General features: G+C 56.7%; 21 protein-coding genes. 11 read left to right on the top strand and 10 right to left on the bottom strand.

All coding sequences use genetic code 11. From position 1 onward, the window contains the following. Positions 1-115: 115 nt before the first annotated feature. Genes moaB through C1J02_RS03350 form a run of 3 tightly spaced genes read right to left on the bottom strand, consistent with a single transcriptional unit; the run spans position 116 to position 2,038 of the window. Positions 116-658: a molybdenum cofactor biosynthesis protein B gene (moaB, locus tag C1J02_RS03360; protein WP_114877155.1), complete on the bottom strand. Its 543-nt coding sequence runs from the start codon at positions 656-658 to the stop codon at positions 116-118. Then, on the bottom strand, positions 655-1,269 hold the full coding sequence (locus C1J02_RS03355) for a LysE family translocator (RefSeq protein ID WP_114877154.1): 615 nt from the start codon (positions 1,267-1,269) through the stop codon (positions 655-657). The genes moaB and C1J02_RS03355 overlap by 4 nt, the downstream gene beginning before the upstream one ends. Next, positions 1,262-2,038, bottom strand: a complete 777-nt coding sequence (locus C1J02_RS03350) for a uracil-DNA glycosylase family protein (protein WP_114877153.1) — start codon at positions 2,036-2,038, stop codon at positions 1,262-1,264. The genes C1J02_RS03355 and C1J02_RS03350 overlap by 8 nt, the downstream gene beginning before the upstream one ends. Positions 2,039-2,190: 152 nt before the next feature. On the opposite strand from C1J02_RS03350, the gene C1J02_RS03345 reads away from it, so the two are divergent. The 8 genes from C1J02_RS03345 (at position 2,191) to C1J02_RS03310 (ending at position 8,260) form a co-directional block, all read left to right on the top strand. Continuing rightward, the gene (locus C1J02_RS03345) at positions 2,191-3,129 is read left to right on the top strand and encodes an aspartate carbamoyltransferase catalytic subunit (protein ID WP_114877152.1); all 939 of its coding nucleotides are present in this window, start codon (positions 2,191-2,193) and stop codon (positions 3,127-3,129) included. Between the two features lie 58 nt (positions 3,130-3,187). Beyond that, a complete protein-coding gene (locus C1J02_RS03340; RefSeq protein ID WP_114877151.1) occupies positions 3,188-3,745 on the top strand; it encodes a hypothetical protein in 558 nt (185 codons plus the stop codon). A 134-nt stretch (positions 3,746-3,879) separates the two neighbouring features. Then, the gene (locus tag C1J02_RS03335) at positions 3,880-4,323 is read left to right on the top strand and encodes a hypothetical protein (RefSeq protein ID WP_162798217.1); all 444 of its coding nucleotides are present in this window, start codon (positions 3,880-3,882) and stop codon (positions 4,321-4,323) included. A gap of 96 nt (positions 4,324-4,419) precedes the next feature. Beyond that, complete coding sequence (pyrC, locus tag C1J02_RS03330) at positions 4,420-5,700, top strand: dihydroorotase (RefSeq protein WP_114877149.1); 1,281 nt, start codon at positions 4,420-4,422, stop codon at positions 5,698-5,700. Beyond that, complete coding sequence (gene plsY, locus C1J02_RS03325; protein ID WP_114877148.1) at positions 5,700-6,308, top strand: glycerol-3-phosphate 1-O-acyltransferase PlsY; 609 nt, start codon at positions 5,700-5,702, stop codon at positions 6,306-6,308. Before pyrC ends, plsY begins: the two co-directional genes overlap by 1 nt. Next, positions 6,305-6,595, top strand: coding sequence for a hypothetical protein (locus C1J02_RS03320; protein WP_205389853.1), 291 nt, complete (start codon positions 6,305-6,307; stop codon positions 6,593-6,595). The genes plsY and C1J02_RS03320 overlap by 4 nt, the downstream gene beginning before the upstream one ends. Beyond that, on the top strand, positions 6,592-7,215 hold the full coding sequence (locus C1J02_RS03315; RefSeq protein ID WP_114877147.1) for a LysE family translocator: 624 nt from the start codon (positions 6,592-6,594) through the stop codon (positions 7,213-7,215). Before C1J02_RS03320 ends, C1J02_RS03315 begins: the two co-directional genes overlap by 4 nt. Before the next feature lie 154 nt (positions 7,216-7,369). Continuing rightward, entirely contained in the window at positions 7,370-8,260 is an 891-nt protein-coding gene (locus C1J02_RS03310; protein WP_114877146.1) for a DUF805 domain-containing protein, read from the top strand. Here C1J02_RS03310 and C1J02_RS03305 read toward each other — a convergent pair. The 3 genes from C1J02_RS03305 to C1J02_RS03295 all read right to left on the bottom strand — a co-directional run bounded on the left by C1J02_RS03305 (position 8,257) and on the right by C1J02_RS03295 (position 10,941). Continuing rightward, positions 8,257-9,627 (bottom strand): glutamate--cysteine ligase, encoded by a 1,371-nt coding sequence (locus C1J02_RS03305; protein ID WP_114877145.1) that lies wholly within the window; start codon positions 9,625-9,627, stop codon positions 8,257-8,259. The genes C1J02_RS03310 and C1J02_RS03305 overlap by 4 nt on opposite strands. A gap of 61 nt (positions 9,628-9,688) precedes the next feature. Next, on the bottom strand, positions 9,689-10,216 hold the full coding sequence (locus tag C1J02_RS03300) for a hypothetical protein (protein WP_114877144.1): 528 nt from the start codon (positions 10,214-10,216) through the stop codon (positions 9,689-9,691). Beyond that, complete coding sequence (locus C1J02_RS03295) at positions 10,213-10,941, bottom strand: 16S rRNA (uracil(1498)-N(3))-methyltransferase (protein ID WP_114877143.1); 729 nt, start codon at positions 10,939-10,941, stop codon at positions 10,213-10,215. The genes C1J02_RS03300 and C1J02_RS03295 overlap by 4 nt, the downstream gene beginning before the upstream one ends. 12 nt (positions 10,942-10,953) lie before the next feature. On the opposite strand from C1J02_RS03295, the gene ubiA reads away from it, so the two are divergent. The 3 genes from ubiA to C1J02_RS03280 all read left to right on the top strand — a co-directional run bounded on the left by ubiA (position 10,954) and on the right by C1J02_RS03280 (position 14,201). Beyond that, positions 10,954-11,916: a 4-hydroxybenzoate octaprenyltransferase gene (gene ubiA / locus C1J02_RS03290; RefSeq protein ID WP_114877142.1), complete on the top strand. Its 963-nt coding sequence runs from the start codon at positions 10,954-10,956 to the stop codon at positions 11,914-11,916. Positions 11,917-11,977: 61 nt separating this feature from the next. Continuing rightward, complete coding sequence (locus tag C1J02_RS03285; protein ID WP_114877141.1) at positions 11,978-13,885, top strand: OmpA family protein; 1,908 nt, start codon at positions 11,978-11,980, stop codon at positions 13,883-13,885. Beyond that, positions 13,872-14,201, top strand: a complete 330-nt coding sequence (locus tag C1J02_RS03280) for a hypothetical protein (RefSeq protein ID WP_114877140.1) — start codon at positions 13,872-13,874, stop codon at positions 14,199-14,201. The genes C1J02_RS03285 and C1J02_RS03280 overlap by 14 nt, the downstream gene beginning before the upstream one ends. Before the next feature lie 68 nt (positions 14,202-14,269). On the opposite strand, the gene C1J02_RS03275 is transcribed toward C1J02_RS03280, so the two are convergent. From C1J02_RS03275 to pgsA, 4 genes are all read right to left on the bottom strand, one after another. After that, positions 14,270-14,716, bottom strand: coding sequence for a universal stress protein (locus C1J02_RS03275; RefSeq protein WP_114877139.1), 447 nt, complete (start codon positions 14,714-14,716; stop codon positions 14,270-14,272). A 68-nt stretch (positions 14,717-14,784) separates the two neighbouring features. After that, positions 14,785-15,237, bottom strand: coding sequence for a molybdenum cofactor biosynthesis protein MoaE (locus C1J02_RS03270; RefSeq protein WP_114877138.1), 453 nt, complete (start codon positions 15,235-15,237; stop codon positions 14,785-14,787). Continuing rightward, entirely contained in the window at positions 15,237-15,482 is a 246-nt protein-coding gene (gene moaD, locus C1J02_RS03265) for a molybdopterin converting factor subunit 1 (protein WP_114877137.1), read from the bottom strand. Before moaD ends, C1J02_RS03270 begins: the two co-directional genes overlap by 1 nt. Further along, positions 15,482-16,147: a CDP-diacylglycerol--glycerol-3-phosphate 3-phosphatidyltransferase gene (pgsA, locus tag C1J02_RS03260; protein ID WP_114877136.1), complete on the bottom strand. Its 666-nt coding sequence runs from the start codon at positions 16,145-16,147 to the stop codon at positions 15,482-15,484. Before pgsA ends, moaD begins: the two co-directional genes overlap by 1 nt. Positions 16,148-16,200 lie beyond the last annotated feature (53 nt).

Genomic DNA, 16,200 nt, shown 5'->3' with positions numbered 1-16,200 from the left:
CAAAAAAATACCAAGTCACTATTATGATACGAAACTAAACAGGTATTCCGTCGATTTTATGTCCTCAGGCCATCCAATCCCATCGGATTGCCGCCCTTTTGGGCCAGCGTTTGGGTCACTTGCGTCGATGATGTTCATCCAGGCGTGGCATAATCTCGACAAAGTTGCAGGGCCGATGCCGATAATCCAACTGCTTTTCCAAGATCGCGTCCCACGCGTCCTTGCACGCCCCCGGACTGCCCGGCAGGGCAAAAAGATAGGTCCCATTTGACACCCCACCCGTGGCACGGCTTTGGACCGCTGAGGTGCCAATTTTTTCCATCGACACGATGGTAAAGACAGTTCCGAATGCCTCAATCTCTTTTTCATAGACATCCCTGTGCGCCTCAACCGTCACGTCGCGGCCCGTCAATCCGGTGCCGCCCGTGCTGATTACAACGTCAATCGCCGCATCATCGCACCAGCTGCGCAGCTGATCTGCAATCAATGCCCTTTCATCGCGCAGAATATGGCGCGCGGCCACAACATGTCCGGCGCTCTCAATCCGTTGTGCAAGAACATCGCCTGAGCGATCATCCGACGCCTCTCGAGTATCTGAGACTGTCAGAATCGCAATGCGGACAGGAATAAATTCCTTGCTTGTATCCAAGGTGCTCATGTTCGCTCCAATACTGCCAATCGCGCCGCGAGGGCCACAAATATCCCACTTGTGATCCAGCCAAGGGCCCTGCCACCGCGTGCCATGCGCCTGCCAATGCCGCTGGCGAAAACACCAACAGCCCCGTTAATGACAAACCCGCCGACGCCCAGAACCGCGCCAAAAATCAGGAATTGAACCAGAACGCTCCCCGCCTCTGGTACGACAAATTGTGGCACAAAGGCCAATACAAACAAGATCACTTTGGGGTTTGTCAGGTTCACAACGAACCCAGTTCCAAAGGCACGGGTGACACTCATTCCCTGCCCTTCTCGCGCTGCTGCACGGGAGGAGCGCCATGCCTGAACCGCCAGATACAGCAGATAGGCAACACCGACCCAGCGGATCACATCAAAGGCCCAAGGCAGAGCCGCCACAAGTGCGCCAAGACCGAGCCCCGCCAAGGCCACCTGCACCATGCCACCCAGTGTAATGCCCGCACTGGCCGCGATGGCCGCGCGCGGTCCAGAGCGCAGCCCCTGCCCCAGACAAAACATCATATCCGCCCCCGGTGTCAGGTTCAGCGCCAATGCAACCGGTATAAATGCAGCAAGGGTAAGCGGATCAACCATCGCGCAACCGCGCCTTTAAGCTTAGTAAATCCGCCCAGGCTTCGCGCTTGACCTCAGGGTTGCGCAATAAATACGCAGGGTGGAACATTGGCAGTGCAGGCAAGTCCGCCGCTTGTGTCCATTGCCCACGCAGCCGCGTGATGCCGCGCTTGCCAAGCAGGGCCTGACACGACCAGTTCCCAACAATAACAATCAGTTCCGGCTTTGCCAGCTCAATATGCCGCATCAAAAAGGGCCGCATCATCGCGATTTCGTCAGGTTTGGGGTCACGGTTTTGCGGTGGCCGCCACGGCAATACATTGGTGATGTAAACAGGGGCATCCGCCCGGTCCCGCCCCAGCCCGATCGCAGCCAGCATCTTGTCCAGCAATTGCCCTGCCTTGCCAACAAAGGGTTTACCGGCAAGATCCTCATCCCGACCCGGTGCCTCGCCCACGATCATCACCCGCGCACCGGCGATACCGTCAGAGAATACCAGATTGCGGGCCCCTTTCTTTAAATCGCACAGATCAAACCGTCCGAGCGCGGCGCTGAGTTCGTCAAGGGTCTGCGCTGCCGACGCCGCTTGGGTCGCGACCTGTACCGCATCGGGTTTTTCAGGTGATACATCAATCGAATTGACCGGAGAGGGCGCTGTCTTTGGTTTCACTACCGCTGCGGGCACGTCATACCGGTCCACCGGTGCGTCACAGATTGCCTCTGTCGCGCCCAGTTCGACCTGCCATTCCAGCAAGGCCCGGTCTGCCCAGTATGTATTTGCCGATTCCATACTTCCAATCTATGCCCCTTGCGGCGGAACCTAAATCCCCTGCTTCCAATTGGCTCCGTATCTTCACCCAGAGCGCAAAGTTCCTTTGGCGCGGCGCTTGCTGTCCATCACCGCAGCCGCCTATAAAGCGGCGAACGGAAAAGGCGCACGCAATGACATTCCTCCACCGCCATCTCTTGGGTATCGAACAACTGTCGCAGAGCGATATCACCACGGTCCTTGATCTGGCCGACACCTATGCTGACCTGAACCGCCAGCCATCAAAGCATGGTGATGCGCTTAAGGGGCTGACACAGATCAATATGTTCTTTGAAAACTCGACGCGCACGCAGGCGAGTTTTGAGATTGCTGGCAAACGGCTGGGTGCGGATGTGATGAACATGGCCATGCAGGCGTCGTCGATCAAGAAAGGCGAGACCCTGATTGATACGGCAATGACGCTGAACGCTATGCATCCCGATCTGTTGGTCGTGCGCCATACGCAATCGGGTGCTGTCGACCTTCTGGCGCAAAAGGTGAATTGTGCGGTGCTCAACGCCGGGGATGGCCGCCATGAACACCCGACCCAGGCGCTGTTGGATGCATTGACCATTCGCCGCGCCAAAGGCCGCCTGCACCGGCTCAGCATCGCGATTTGCGGCGATATCGCGCACAGCCGTGTGGCACGGTCCAACATCATGTTGCTGGGTAAGATGGAAAACCGCATCCGACTGATTGGGCCGCCCACGCTTATGCCGTCGCAGATTGATCAGTTCGGGGTCGAGGTTTTCGACAACATGGCCGAGGGGCTTAGGGATGTGGATGTGGTGATGATGCTGCGCCTGCAACGTGAACGCATGGACGGCGGTTTTATCCCGTCAGAGCGGGAATATTATCACCGCTACGGGCTTGATGAAGAAAAGCTGGGCCATGCAAAACCAGACGCCATTGTCATGCATCCGGGCCCGATGAATCGCGGGGTCGAAATTGACGGGACTCTGGCGGACGACATCAACCGAAGTGTTATTCAGGATCAGGTCGAGATGGGCGTTGCCGTGCGCATGGCGGTCATGGACCTGCTGGCGCGCAACCTGCGCAGCGGCATTAAATAACTGCGGATGTGAACCAAACTGCTTGATGCGGGTTGATGTAGCAGAGCGAGGTTATCTGATGTCAAAAATTACGGTTCCGAAAAATGAACACGGCAAACTGCGTGTCTTTGCGCTGTCAATGTCTGATGATGCGGCCCAAGCGTTGCATTATACTGATCGCCCAACGCCCACCGATGGCCCACATCCTCAAGAGCGCGCGCTTGGAACAAGTTTTATCGACGCCAAGAACGTCGAAGTCATTCGAGTAGGTGATTTAGGGCCGCTGGGTCTGGCCGGATATCTGCGCGAGGGTGCTGATGCGAATGAAGAAGAAATTACTCAGGATGCTGCAAAACTGGCAGCAGTCGATGGTTGGGTGATGGTGGTTTATTCTTCGGCCTTTGGCGGGGCCGAGGCCAAACTGGATCCGATACCTGAACTCACCCTGATCGGCACGTATGCACAAGAACAGGCCGACCATACAACGATTGCGTTGGAAAGCGAGGCCGCGGCACCCTATACGGGTGTGCCCAGCGACGCGCCTTCGACACCGCCCAAAAAGGCCGCAGGTGGATCATTGGTTGTGGTTGGACTTGTTGTACTCCTCGCTTTGATCCTTTGGTGGGCCTTGGGTTAACCCGCTGGAATTAGACCTGCGTTTGGGCTAGGAAGGTCCTATGCAAGAACCAAAACCCGATCCAAAAATGTCCGGCCGTATTGCGATGATCGCGCTTATTGTGGCTTTTGGCGTTGTGGGTCTGATGCTTTGGGTTGGCTGACGTGCCGGGCGGCGTTTCTGTGGATGGCCTCAGTTGGGCCCCAAAGAAAGCCGTTTTTGTCCGCCGCTCCCTGATCGTGGGTGGCGTTACCTTTGCACTGCTGGCGCTTTTGGGAACCGGCGTTTCCCTTTATTTTGACGCGCCCATCTTCTGGGTTTTCCCCACTGCGCTTGCGCTGACACTTGGCTTCATCTTTGATGACATACTGCGGTGGCGCGCGGTGAAATACGACCGCTGGCAGATCAGCGATGGGCATTTGATACATGAGGGCCAGGACGGCAGTGCGCGCATCCCGTTGACTGAGATAGACCGCGCACTCAGGCGCTTGGGCAGCAATGTCGTCGTGCAACTGACCTCGGGCCAGCAGATCGTTTTGCGGTATCTGCCCTATCCTGCGGAAACTGCAGCACAGATCAATGCGGCCAAACCTGTGTAGACGTTCGGGGCTTTCAAATACAATCGCCCCTTGGTTCACAGCCTGTTTTCGGGCAAGACATGCCCAAAGCATTGCATTTTGACCAAAAGGCCCGCCATGACGCTGCATTTTACCAATGCCAAGCTGATCGACCCCGAAAGCGGCAGGATCACATCCGGCACGCTGAGCGTGGATCAAGGAAAGATCAGCAAAATTTCGGCTGATATGGCCCCTTTGCCCGCAAATGCCAAAGTGATCGACTGCAAGGGCAAATACCTTGCCCCTGGCATTGTCGATCTGGGTGTCAAAGTGTGCGAACCGGGTGAGCGGCACAAGGAAAGCTATCGATCCGCTGGTATGGCGGCGGCGGCGGGGGGCGTGACCACCATGATCACCCGTCCCGATACAGAGCCCGCCATCGACAGCCCTGAGGTATTGGAATTCGTCACCCGCCGCGCCAACGAAGCGGCACCAGTGAACGTCGTGCCGATGGCCGCCCTGACCAAAGGGCGCGCAGGCCGCGAGATGACCGAAATTGGTTTTCTGATGGACGCAGGTGCCGCCGCCTTCACCGATTGCGACCGTGTGATCACCGATACCAAGGTGTTTGCGCGCGCCCTGACCTATGCCCGCAGCCTTGGCGCATTGGTGATCGCCCATCCTCAAGAACCGATCTTGAGCAAAGGGGCTGCCGCGACGTCCGGGAAATTCGCCTCTTTGCGTGGCTTGCCCGCCGTCTCTCCCATGGCCGAACGCATGGGGTTGGACCGTGACATCGCCCTGATCGAGATGACGGGTGCAAAGTACCATGCTGATCAGATCACCACAGCCCGCGCCCTGCCCGCGCTGGAACGCGCCAAGAATAATGGGCTGGATATTACTGCGGGCATCGGCATCCATCATCTGACACTGAACGCCCTCGATGTGGCTGATTATCGCACGTTCTTTAAGCTCAAACCGCCGCTTCGGGATGAGGACGACCGCATCGCGGTGGCCCAGGCCGTCGCGAGCGGATTAATCGATATTATCTGTTCCATGCATACGCCGCAGGATGAGGAATCCAAGCGCCTGCCTTTTGAAGAAGCGGCCTCAGGTGCCGTAGGTCTGGAAACGCTTTTGCCCGCCGCCATGCGACTTGTGCATGCAGAGCTGATGGATCTGCCGACCCTGTGGCGCGCGATGTCGTTGAATCCTGCAAAACGCCTTGGCCTGCCAGGAGGTCGTTTGCGCGCTGGTGCCCCTGCCGATCTGGTTTTGTTTGATCCCGATGCGCCCTTTGTGATGGACCGGTCCACGCTGCGGTCAAAATCGCGCAACACGCCATTTGACGGGACGCGGATGCAGGGTAAGGTGCTTGCAACTTACGTTGCCGGAACATGTGTTTACGAGGGCTCTTGATGCCAATAATTGACAGTTCACTTGCAGTTTTGATCCTTTGGGCTGTGATTGGTTATGGGATCGGATCCATCGCTTTTGGCATGATCGTGACCAACTACATGGGTCTGGGCAATCTGCGAGAAATTGGGTCAGGCAATATCGGGGCCACCAACGTTCTGCGCACCGGCAACAAGAAAGCCGCAGCGCTGACGTTGTTATTGGATGGCGGCAAAGGGGCCGTTGCGGTCCTGTTGGCGCGGATGTTGGCGGGCGAGGATGCAGCGCAAGTGGCTGCCTTGACTGCCATGATCGGCCATTGCTATCCGGTTTGGCTGGGCTTTCGCGGTGGCAAAGGGGTGGCAACGTTTCTGGGTATTTTGCTGGCCTTGGCATGGCCTGTTGGTGTCGGATGCTGCATTGTCTGGTTGATTGCCGCAGCAGCAAGTCGGATTTCGTCAATGGGTGCATTGGCGGCAGCCTCGGCGTCGACTTTCCTGATGGTATTTCTGGGGTATGGAACTGCGCTTTTGCTTGGTGCTGCGCTGACCCTTCTGGTTTTCTGGCGGCACCGCGCCAATATGAAACGCATCAAAGCGGGTGTTGAGCCGAAGATAGGCCAAAAAGTGTGACACCGCCGGATGATGTGGTCGCACGGCTTGCGGCGCTGCCGATCGGAACCAGCACTGGCACCGCGCATGGCAAACGATATGTCGCCACACGCAGCATCTTTAACAATGGCCGTTCAGCGAAATTGGTGGCCGAGGAACTGGGCGGGCCTGATTACATCAGCCTGAACTTTTATGAATTGGCGGCCGGGCCGCTCCTTTATCCGTGCGAAATGCCTGCGGAAAAGGTGATGGCCTTTTTGCGGGGCTATCAGCCTGATCCGGGCCAAACCGAGGTCGGTGCATCATGACCGATGTGAACCTGCCCGTCATTTTATTTGCCGCCTTCATCGCCGCAGGCAGTCCCGGACCAGCCACCCTGGCCATTGCCGGCACTTCCATGTCGTCTGGCCGCCGCGCAGGTCTGGCGCTGGCATCGGGGGTGACGACAGGGTCGTTTATCTGGTCGGTGTCCGCGGCCTTTGGCTTGGGGGCCGTGATGGCGGCAAACGCGTGGATGTTCGAGGTCGCGCGCTATATAGGTGCGGCCTATCTTATGTGGCTGGCGCTCAAAGCCGCGCGATCCGCATGGTATGGCAACAAGCTGACGACCAATCCGCTGCCCTTGACCACCCCGTGCCGCGCCTATGCAAAAGGCCTGGCACTGCACCTGACAAACCCCAAGGCGATTTTATTCTTTGGCGCGCTTTATGCGATCGGCATTCCCATTGGCACGCCACCCGCCGCTTTGATCACGGTGATCGTCGCCGTCGGCATCCAAAGCCTGATCATGTTTCACCTTTACGCCGTGATCTTTTCCTCAGCACCCATGGCATCGGCATACGCCCGTGCAAAACGTTGGTTTGAGGGCTTCTTTGCGCTGGCGTTTGGGGCAATTGCGATAAAGGTGCTGACCGCCAAGATTGGGTAGGTCTGCGTGTCCAGCGTTCAGACCAATCATAATAGTTCAACAATACTCGCCTTAAACATTAATCTTGCGCCGGACTCGCCAAAACCTCGCCTCAATCTGAGCGAATTTCAATTTTAGATAGTAATCAATATTGGGATCGCGAAGGCGCTGGCAGATGAAGAAATTCCTTTCCTTTTTTGAGAACTTTGCCTTCAAGGCAATGAAGTTTGACGACCGCGCTTCGCCACTTGAGTATTGGTGCGTCATGCCCGTCATCTGGTTGCTGATTCTTGTGATGGTTCCAGGCGATGCGCACGCATTCTGGGGCTTCCTTCTCGCCCGCGAAGTACCACCGCTCAATCCGTTCTACTACGAATCGTTGATGCTTTTCATCATCACTTTCATCCCGCGCCTGTCTCTGACCGTGCGGCGGCTTCATGACAGCGGAAAAAGCGGGAAATGGGCAAAACTGCCTTTTGTTGCAGTCAGCTCTGGATTGGTCTTAATCCTCGGCCTTGGATCGGCGATCCTTACCTCAAACGTGGGCGGCGACGCAGGCGCAATGGCTGCTGTCGGAATGGGAATGGCATTTGGCGGTGTGGATAGCGACAGCATTTGGAACAGCATTTTTGCGGTGGCCGCGATTTTAAATGCGATTGGCTGGGACGCGATCTGGGCGTTGTTCGCCGAGATGCAAGCAAATGTGCCAGCCCCAGATGTGGCAGGCGGAATTTCAAACATCGCCAAAGAAATGCAAAAAGAGCCAGCGCTGACCTCGACGATGCTGTTGGTCATGGTGGTCATGATCGCCACACCGTTTGTCGCGATCATGCTGCATTTCTTTTTTATGATCTCTCCATCAGAGCTTGATGAAAACAGCTTTGGGGCGGGCAAACGCAAGCACAAGACTCTTGTAGAAGGTCCCAAATCGGCCAATCCGTTTGCCGGATACAAATACCTTTATGAACGCAGCCCGGAACAAGAGGCACAGCTTCGGATCAACCAGAAAGAAGAAATCCGGTCGCTCTACCAAACCCGTGTTCTGGCCAAAAGCGGCAGCAGCTAGTAACTGTAGTCCGCATAAATCTGGTTCAGATCGCCGTTCCATTTGCCGTTGTAGTCATCCAGCAGTTCATCTGCCGGGACCTTGCCGGTTTCAATGCTCTCTTTGAGCGCATTTAGAAAATGGGTCTCATCCGGCACCATGCCACCCGCGCCAACGCGGGCACGCGCCTTGAGGCCCGCATCAGACAAGGCTACAACCTCGCGGGCGATGTCGTGCATGTTGATGCCTGTCACTTTGGCCTGCAGACCGTCCACCGAGGCTGCCACGCGCAGCGCATCATGCTGAGCGCTGTTCCACCCTTTGACAAGATCCCATGCAGCGTCCAATGCGGATTGATCATACATCAGCCCAACCCAAAACGCCGGCAAAGCGCAAAGCCGCCGCCATGGTCCGCCATCGGCCCCCCGCATCTCGATGAACTTTTTCATCCGGGCTTCGGGGAACGCGGTGGTTAAATGATCGGCCCAGTCGCTTAGTGTCGGCATTTCACCGGGCAAGGCCGGCAGCTTTCCTTGCATGAAATCACGAAATGACATACCCAGCGCGTTGATGTATTTGCCATCGCGATACACAAAGTACATCGGCACATCGAGCACATATTCGACCCAACGCTCAAACCCGAACCCATCCTCAAATACAAATGGCAAGGTGCCGGTGCGTGAGGCATCCAGATCACGCCACACGCGGCTGCGCAGGGATTTGTAGCCGTTTATCTTGCCTTCGAAAAATGGTGAATTGGCAAAAAGCGCGGTTGCCACTGGCTGCAACGCCAAGGCGACCCGCATCTTCTTGATCATGTCCGCTTCTGAGCCGAAATCGAGGTTCACCTGCACGGTACAGGTCCGCCGCATCATGATGCGGCCCATCGTGCCCACGCGGCCCATGTAGTCATTCATCAAGGTGTAACGCCCCTTGGGCATCAGATCCATTTGCTCGTGGGTCCAGATCGGTGCGGCACCAAGGCCAATAAAACCGGCACCGATATCATCGGCCACATCCTTGACCTCGCGCAGGTGGATGTTCACCTCGTCACAGGTCTCGTGAATGGTTTCGACCGGGGCACCCGACAATTCCAGCTGACCGCCCGGTTCAAGCGATACATTCGCGCCGTTCTTTTCCAGCCCGATCAGTTTGCCGCCTTCGGTGACGGGGGTCCAATCGTGCCGATCCCGCAGACCTTCCAGCATCGCCCGGATAGAGCGTGGCCCCTCATACGGCAATGGCAGCAACGTATCTTTGCAATAGCCGAACTTTTCATGCTCGGTGCCAATGCGCCAATCTTCTTTCGGCTTGCAGCCATCTGCCAGATATTGGGCCAGTTGATCGTGGTGCTCTATGGGCCCGCCGCCGGACTGAGGAATAGACATGATCGAGGCTCCGAGATTAGATAAAACGGTCAGACTTGGATGCGGGCATTTGCCGGGGGTGTCAATGCAACAAGCCCGTCTCAAGCGGCCCGCCACCGCGTCGCCAGATCACAACCGCTTGATGCCGGGTGGCGTGTAATTCGGTCAGCATCCGTTCCGTCTTTAATCCGGGCAGGCTGGCAAACGCATCAAACAATGCCTCTGATCCAGCTGCATTTACTGGAATTAACAGTGGCTGCTGACCCGGTTGATCCAAGCGCCAATGCGCTGGAAACATCGCGCGTTCAAGGCTTAGACGGTCCATTTCGCGCAGGGCGACGGTACCGCCGGTCAGTGGCCCAAAGTAGGTGATTTGCCCTTCGTCGACCTGCACGGCCCCTGCCCCGCCGTCCGCGCCCCGAAATCGCGCGCGTTGCACGCCCAGCCAGATGCCGGCAGCGCCGCCCAGAATCAGCGCATATCCCGGCACCGCCAGTAACAGGCCAGGCCCCAGCACCAGCCATAGGCCCAGTGCCGTTATCACCAGCCCCACAAGGCATTCGCGCCACCGCCAAAGCTCTGCTTGCGCTTCTGGTCGGAAGAACGTCATGCCCAATCCCCCAATCGATCCTGCCAAAGCGTCATCGCGGCAACTGCTGCGGTATCCGCGCGCAGAATGCGCGGGCCAAGCGTTACGGGATGTGCAAAGTCCAACCCGTGCAAGCGCGTACGTTCCTTGTCAGAAAACCCTCCTTCTGGCCCGATCAGTATCGCCCAGGATCCAACAGCCGCAGTGATATCTGGCAAGCAGGCAGTGCCACCTGCCAGCGCCTCGTCGCAAAACATGATCTTGCGTTTGCTGTCCCAGCTCTCCAACAGCCGATCAAGTTTTACAGCCTCTGCAACCTCGGGCACATAGGTGCCGCCGCATTGCTCTGCTGCCTCAACTGCATGGGCTTGCAATCTGTCACGCTGAATCCGGCCAGCATTGGTGAAGGCTGTCATCACTGGCAGAATGCGCGCGGCCCCCATTTCAGCAGCCTTTTCCACAATAAAATCAGTGCGGGCTTTCTTGATTGGGGCAAACAGCAACCACAGATCGGGCGGCATCTGCAAGAGTTTCGTTTGCACCATGCATTGCAGCATGCCCCCGCGCTTGCCAGCCTCGACAACATCCGCACGCCATTCGCCATCACGCCCGTTAAAAACCAGAACCGCCGCTCCAACGGCCAAGCGCATCACCCCAAAGAGATAATGCGCCTGCGCTTTGTCCAAAGTCAGCGATTGCCCCTGACCCAAAGGGTGCTCTACATAAAGTCTGATTTTTGCGTTCATGGACCAAGATATATGCACAACCCTCCACCTTCGCCAGATGCACCTGTCGCAGATGCTCCAAACGACAATTGGGTGGACAGATACGCACCTGCTTTTGCGCGTCCCTATCTGCGCCTCAGTCGGGCGGACCGGCCCATTGGCACATGGCTTTTGCTGTTGCCGTGCTGGTGGGGTTTGGCGCTGGCCATCATTTTTGACCAGACGCCGCGCTGGGGTGATCTTTGGATATTCATTGGCTGCGCCTTGGGGGCGTTTTTGATGCGCGGTGCGGGGTGTACGTGGAACGACATCACCGACCGCGATTTCGATGCACAGGTCGCCCGCACCCGGTCGCGGCCTATACCGTCGGGTCAGGTCAGCGTGCGCGGTGCCGTTAGCTGGATGGTGATACAAATTCTGGCGGCGGCGTTGATCCTATTTACGTTCAACCGCGCGGCCATCTCACTGGGTGTGCTGTCGCTTTTGCTGGTGGCGATCTATCCATTTGCCAAACGCTTTACCTGGTGGCCGCAAGTGTTTTTGGGGCTTGCGTTCAACTGGGGGGCTTTGCTGGTCTGGACGGCCCATACAGGCAGCCTTCAATCGCCCGCGATATTACTCTATTTTTCGGGTATTGCATGGACGCTTTTCTATGACACCATCTATGCGCATCAAGATACCGAAGACGACGCCCTGATCGGGGTGAAATCCACCGCGCGGCTGTTTGGCGAAAACACAAGTCAATGGTTGCGGAGGTTTTTGGCAGCGTCCGTCGGGTTGATGGGGCTTGCGGTAATCTTTAGCGCGATGCCCAATGCGTCAGTGCTGGCTCTGGTGATCGGATTGGGTGGCCCCTGGGCGATGGGCTGGCATATGGCATGGCAACTGCGCGGCCTCGACATCCATAACCCCGCCAAGTGCCACCAATTGTTTCTTGCCAATCGAGACACCGGCATGATCCCGCTGTTGTTTTTCGCAGTTGCACTGCTGGTATGATTGCACCCCCTGCCCCACTTGCGTATCAAAGACCAATCATGAGTAACACAGAAGTACCCCCATGCGCTTGTCCTCTGTCCTAACCATCGCCCTCACGTTTGCTGCGGCTGCGGTGGTTTCTTTGGTAGCCGCAAATTTTTCTGTGCAACTGATCGAAGAAAACTCTGAAATCGGGGTGCGTAATGCACTCGATGACCAAGGCATGACTTGGGCTGAAGTAGAAGCAGATGGACTGAAGGTCACGCTTGCCGGGATTGCACCGACCGAGGCCGTGCGCTTTCGTGCCCTGACCACCGCAGGCGGCATCGTCGACGCCGCACGTGTCATTGATGACATGGAAGTCGAGGCGCAGGCTGCAATCGCACCGCCTCATTTTTCTGCCGAAGTGCTGCGCAATGATTCCGGTATTTCAGTCATTGGACTGATCCCTGCAAGCACCGACAGAGCCGCGACCATTGCCAGATTTCAAGCGATGGTAGGCGATGAAAAAGTGGCGGATCTTCTTGAGACCGCCGATTACCCTGCGCCGCAAGGCTGGCAGGGTTCCCTTGATTTCGCGATCAGTGCAATGGCGCTGCTGCCGCGTGCCAAAGTCTCGGTCGAAGCGGGCCGCGTTTCGATCACGGCCATTGCAGACAGCGCCGCCGCGAAAGCCAAGATGGAAACCACCGTTAGAAAGTCCATCCCGTCAGGGCTTGAGGTCATTCTGGATATCGCGGCGCCGCGTCCGGTGATCACCCCCTTTACCCTGCGGTTTGAGCTGGACGAGAATGGTGGTCGTTTCGATGCCTGTTCTGCTGATACCGAAACGGCACGCAAACGCATCGTCGAAGCAGGCAGACGCGCAGGGCTGACTGATTCCGCACGGTGTACCGTTGGCATGGGCGTGCCCAGTCCAAATTGGACAGAAGCCGCATCAATGGCGATGGATGCTGTGCAACAACTTGGGGGTGGGTCCGTCACATTGGCCGATGCCGATATCACTTTGCTGGCGGCTGCAGGAACTGATCAGGCCCTTTTTGACCGGGTGATCGGCGAGCTGGAGACCAGTTTGCCGGATGTATTTGCCTTGCATGCCAGCCTGCCTGCGGTCGTTGATCCAAACGCAGGCCCGCCCGAATTCAGTGCCACGCTCAGCCCTGAAGGTCAGGTGCAATTGCGCGGTCGCCTGAGCAGTGATGCCCTGCGCGAACTGGCCGACAGCTTTGCCAAGGCGCGGTTTGGATCTGACAAGGTCTACACCGCCGCACGCATTGACGAAGAATTGCCGGACGATTGGGCACCGCGGGTTTTGACAGGTCTTGAGGCGCTTTCAACGCTCAGCAATGGGGCGATGACCGTCACGCCCGATGCTCTTTCTGTGACGGGATACACGGGCAACCCGGACGCCAGCACGGAAATATCATCTTTGCTCGCTGGAAAGCTGGGGGAAGGGGCGGCGTTTGACATTGATGTCACCTATCAAGAAAAACTTGATCCGGTTCTGGGCCTGCCAACGCCCGACGAATGCGAGGCCGAAATCGGTGCTGTTTTGAAAGTAGGCAAAATCAATTTTGAGCCGAGCAGTGCAACAATCGACGCCTCTGCTCTTGATACGATGGATGACATCGCCGAGATTTTGAAACGTTGCGGTGATTTATTGCTTGAAATTCAAGGATATACCGACAGTCAGGGCCGCGAAGAAATGAACCTTGCGCTGTCGCAATCGCGCGCTGAATCTGTTCTGAACGAGCTGCGCGCCCGCCGCGTTCTGACCGGTTCCTTTGTCGCGCGCGGGTATGGCGAGGACAATCCGATTGCCGACAATGGCACCGAAGCAGGGCGCGAAGCAAACCGTCGCATCGAATTTCGCCTGATCCGTCCCGATACCGTGAGTGATCCGGAACAAACAACGCTGGAAAGTACCGCAAAAACGGGCGATACACTTCAAGATCAAGTGCAAGAAGGCCCCAACGATGAGCAGAACTGAGTTCGTCCTCGCAACAGCAATTATTCTTTTTGTGGCGTTTTGTCTGGGTTGGTTTGCCAACTGGCTACTGCATCGTTTTACCCGTGTAGCCGCGGATGATGTCGCTCAACTGGATCGGATGAGCCAGGAACTGCACGAGGCTGAAGAGACCCGCGATCAGGCGATTACCTATCTGCAACAGCGTGAGGCCGAGTTGACCAATCAACTGGCCCAAACCGAAGCAGAATTGCGCGCCGCCATGGACGGGCTGCGCGATGCACGTCATGAAGCCGAAGAAATGCGCGCTTTCATCGAACAGCAACGCGAAGCCAGCTGAGACTGCCAGCAAGCTCACTAGTTTTCCAAGTGCTGGGCCGCGGTCCTGCTTGAACCGCTACCCATACCTTAAGCAACGGTCAAAACCGCACATTCCGCCTTGGCGCTGATACCATGCGAGGTGCTGCCCAACAGCAATCCGCGCAAATCGCCGAGACCACGCCGCCCTGTGACAATCAGGTCAACACCATCCGATTTGGCGCGGGCAAGCAGGTCTTCCGCCGGATTGCCATGGCCGATATGCACTTCAAGGCCCTGATGGCCACAATCAGCGGCAATTGCACGTGCCTTGTCTGCCATCTTTTCTGCCGCGGCCAGCAAGGTTTCGTCACGCGCAACATTTGGGCCAATATAAAAGCCCGAAATCGCTTCGGCGGCATAGCTCACGGTTTCGTCTTTGGGGGTATGCGATACCTCGATTTTGGCACGGTATTTGGTGGCGATGTCGCATCCCAAACGCAAAGCCCGACCTGAAGCTTCTGAACCGTCGTAGCCGACGAGTATTTTGGTAATCATGGGTTTTTCCTCCGGGTAAATTTCTTCACCACCCTAGGAGAGGGACACGCACAATACTTTGATTGAGATCAAGATTTTAACCAGCGCGATAATGCGTCTTCATCCTCATCTCGCGCCTCCACCCAGTTCGCCCCATCATGGCCGACTTCACGTTTCCAGAACGGGGCGCGGGATTTAAGGTAGTCCATCAGAAATTCCGCGCCATCAAACGCGTTTTTTCGATGCCGTGCGGCAGTCGCAACCATCATGATGACCTCGCCAGGGGCCAGCCGCCCATGCCGATGGATGATGAGCGCGTCGCCAAGACCGAACCGTTTGATTGCCTGTTCCGCGATGGACGAAATCGCCTTTTCGGTCATGCCGGGGTAATGTTCAATTTCCATTACATCCAATGCGTGATCGGGGGTGTCACGCACCACACCTGTAAAGGTCACAATCGCACCCATACTGTTCTGAGCCTGAGCAAAAGCTGCGGTTTCTGCGCCCAGATCAAAGGGTGCGTCCTGAACAAAAATGCGCATCAGCCGCCCGTCATTGGAGGAAAAAACGCCAGCTCTCGAACGCCTTTCAACGGCGCATCAAAATCGCTCAATTCCTGATCAACGGCTACGCGCAGCGCGCTCAGATCAGAAAAGGCCAGGGCATAACGTTCCTCGCGTGCGCGCAACTCTTCGACAAGATCAGCCACTGTCGCCGCCTCGGTTTGCACCTGCTCACGCGGCACCCCGATACGTTCACGTACCCATGCAAAATACAAAACGTCCATCAACGCCCCTCTCGCAGATGTGGCAGGGCTTTCATCAGGTAATCATATCCTGTCACCGCCGTAAGTGTGGCCGCGATCCACAGCAACCACAGTCCAACCCGGCCCGACCATTCCATCCCGGCAAGTTTCCAGTTCAGACCAAACAAATCTTCTTCGTCGCCGTTCAGGATTGCGCCGATCATGTCCTGATCCATGCCAAAAACGGACATCCCAAGATAATGTTCAAACACCCCCTGCGAAAACAGGACCGCAATCGCGACCATTTGCATGGTGGTTTTCCATTTGGCCAAAGCGGTCACTTTCAACGTCCCGGCAACATCACCCAGGTATTCGCGCAGTCCTGACACAAACACTTCTCGAAAGAGGATGACGGTCGCGGGGAGCACCAGCCAAGGCGACCAGCTTGAAAAACCGATGATCACCATCAGGGCGATGACCACCATCGCCTTGTCCGCAATCGGGTCGAGCATCGCACCAAGCTTGGTCTCTTGTTTCCAAGCCCGCGCAAGATAGCCGTCAAGCCAATCGGTGACCGAGGCCAGCACAAACAGGATCAGCGCAAACCAATCGGCGTAAGGTCTTGTAAAATATAGAAACATCAACGCCACGCCAGGGGCCGCGACCAGTCGCAAAAGCGTCAAAACATTGGGCAGGTTCCATTTCATAGTGGCACCTTACTACGCCCCTTGCTGGCTTAAAAGCGCCAACAGGGCACAAT

This window comes from Sulfitobacter sp. SK011 (assembly GCF_003352065.1).
In the GTDB taxonomy this organism is placed as follows: Bacteria; Pseudomonadota; Alphaproteobacteria; order Rhodobacterales; family Rhodobacteraceae; genus Sulfitobacter.
Note: the sequence above shows the minus strand (reverse complement) of the source record. Positions and strands in the feature narration are given on the sequence as shown.

Bases quoted from the DNA above. Each gene is read 5' to 3' on its own strand.
- moaB (WP_114877155.1), bottom strand. From the start codon at position 658: ATGAGCACCTTGGATACAAGCAAGGAATTTATTCCTGTCCGCATTGCG.
- C1J02_RS03355 (WP_114877154.1), bottom strand. From the start codon at position 1,269: ATGGTTGATCCGCTTACCCTTGCTGCATTTATACCGGTTGCATTGGCG.
- C1J02_RS03350 (WP_114877153.1), bottom strand. From the start codon at position 2,038: ATGGAATCGGCAAATACATACTGGGCAGACCGGGCCTTGCTGGAATGG.
- C1J02_RS03345 (WP_114877152.1), top strand. From the start codon at position 2,191: ATGACATTCCTCCACCGCCATCTCTTGGGTATCGAACAACTGTCGCAG.
- C1J02_RS03340 (WP_114877151.1), top strand. From the start codon at position 3,188: ATGTCAAAAATTACGGTTCCGAAAAATGAACACGGCAAACTGCGTGTC.
- pyrC (WP_114877149.1), top strand. From the start codon at position 4,420: ATGACGCTGCATTTTACCAATGCCAAGCTGATCGACCCCGAAAGCGGC.
- plsY (WP_114877148.1), top strand. From the start codon at position 5,700: ATGCCAATAATTGACAGTTCACTTGCAGTTTTGATCCTTTGGGCTGTG.
- C1J02_RS03315 (WP_114877147.1), top strand. From the start codon at position 6,592: ATGACCGATGTGAACCTGCCCGTCATTTTATTTGCCGCCTTCATCGCC.
- C1J02_RS03310 (WP_114877146.1), top strand. From the start codon at position 7,370: ATGAAGAAATTCCTTTCCTTTTTTGAGAACTTTGCCTTCAAGGCAATG.
- C1J02_RS03305 (WP_114877145.1), bottom strand. From the start codon at position 9,627: ATGTCTATTCCTCAGTCCGGCGGCGGGCCCATAGAGCACCACGATCAA.
- C1J02_RS03300 (WP_114877144.1), bottom strand. From the start codon at position 10,216: ATGACGTTCTTCCGACCAGAAGCGCAAGCAGAGCTTTGGCGGTGGCGC.
- C1J02_RS03295 (WP_114877143.1), bottom strand. From the start codon at position 10,941: ATGAACGCAAAAATCAGACTTTATGTAGAGCACCCTTTGGGTCAGGGG.
- ubiA (WP_114877142.1), top strand. From the start codon at position 10,954: ATGCACAACCCTCCACCTTCGCCAGATGCACCTGTCGCAGATGCTCCA.
- C1J02_RS03285 (WP_114877141.1), top strand. From the start codon at position 11,978: ATGCGCTTGTCCTCTGTCCTAACCATCGCCCTCACGTTTGCTGCGGCT.
- C1J02_RS03280 (WP_114877140.1), top strand. From the start codon at position 13,872: ATGAGCAGAACTGAGTTCGTCCTCGCAACAGCAATTATTCTTTTTGTG.
- C1J02_RS03275 (WP_114877139.1), bottom strand. From the start codon at position 14,716: ATGATTACCAAAATACTCGTCGGCTACGACGGTTCAGAAGCTTCAGGT.
- C1J02_RS03270 (WP_114877138.1), bottom strand. From the start codon at position 15,237: ATGCGCATTTTTGTTCAGGACGCACCCTTTGATCTGGGCGCAGAAACC.
- moaD (WP_114877137.1), bottom strand. From the start codon at position 15,482: ATGGACGTTTTGTATTTTGCATGGGTACGTGAACGTATCGGGGTGCCG.
- pgsA (WP_114877136.1), bottom strand. From the start codon at position 16,147: ATGAAATGGAACCTGCCCAATGTTTTGACGCTTTTGCGACTGGTCGCG.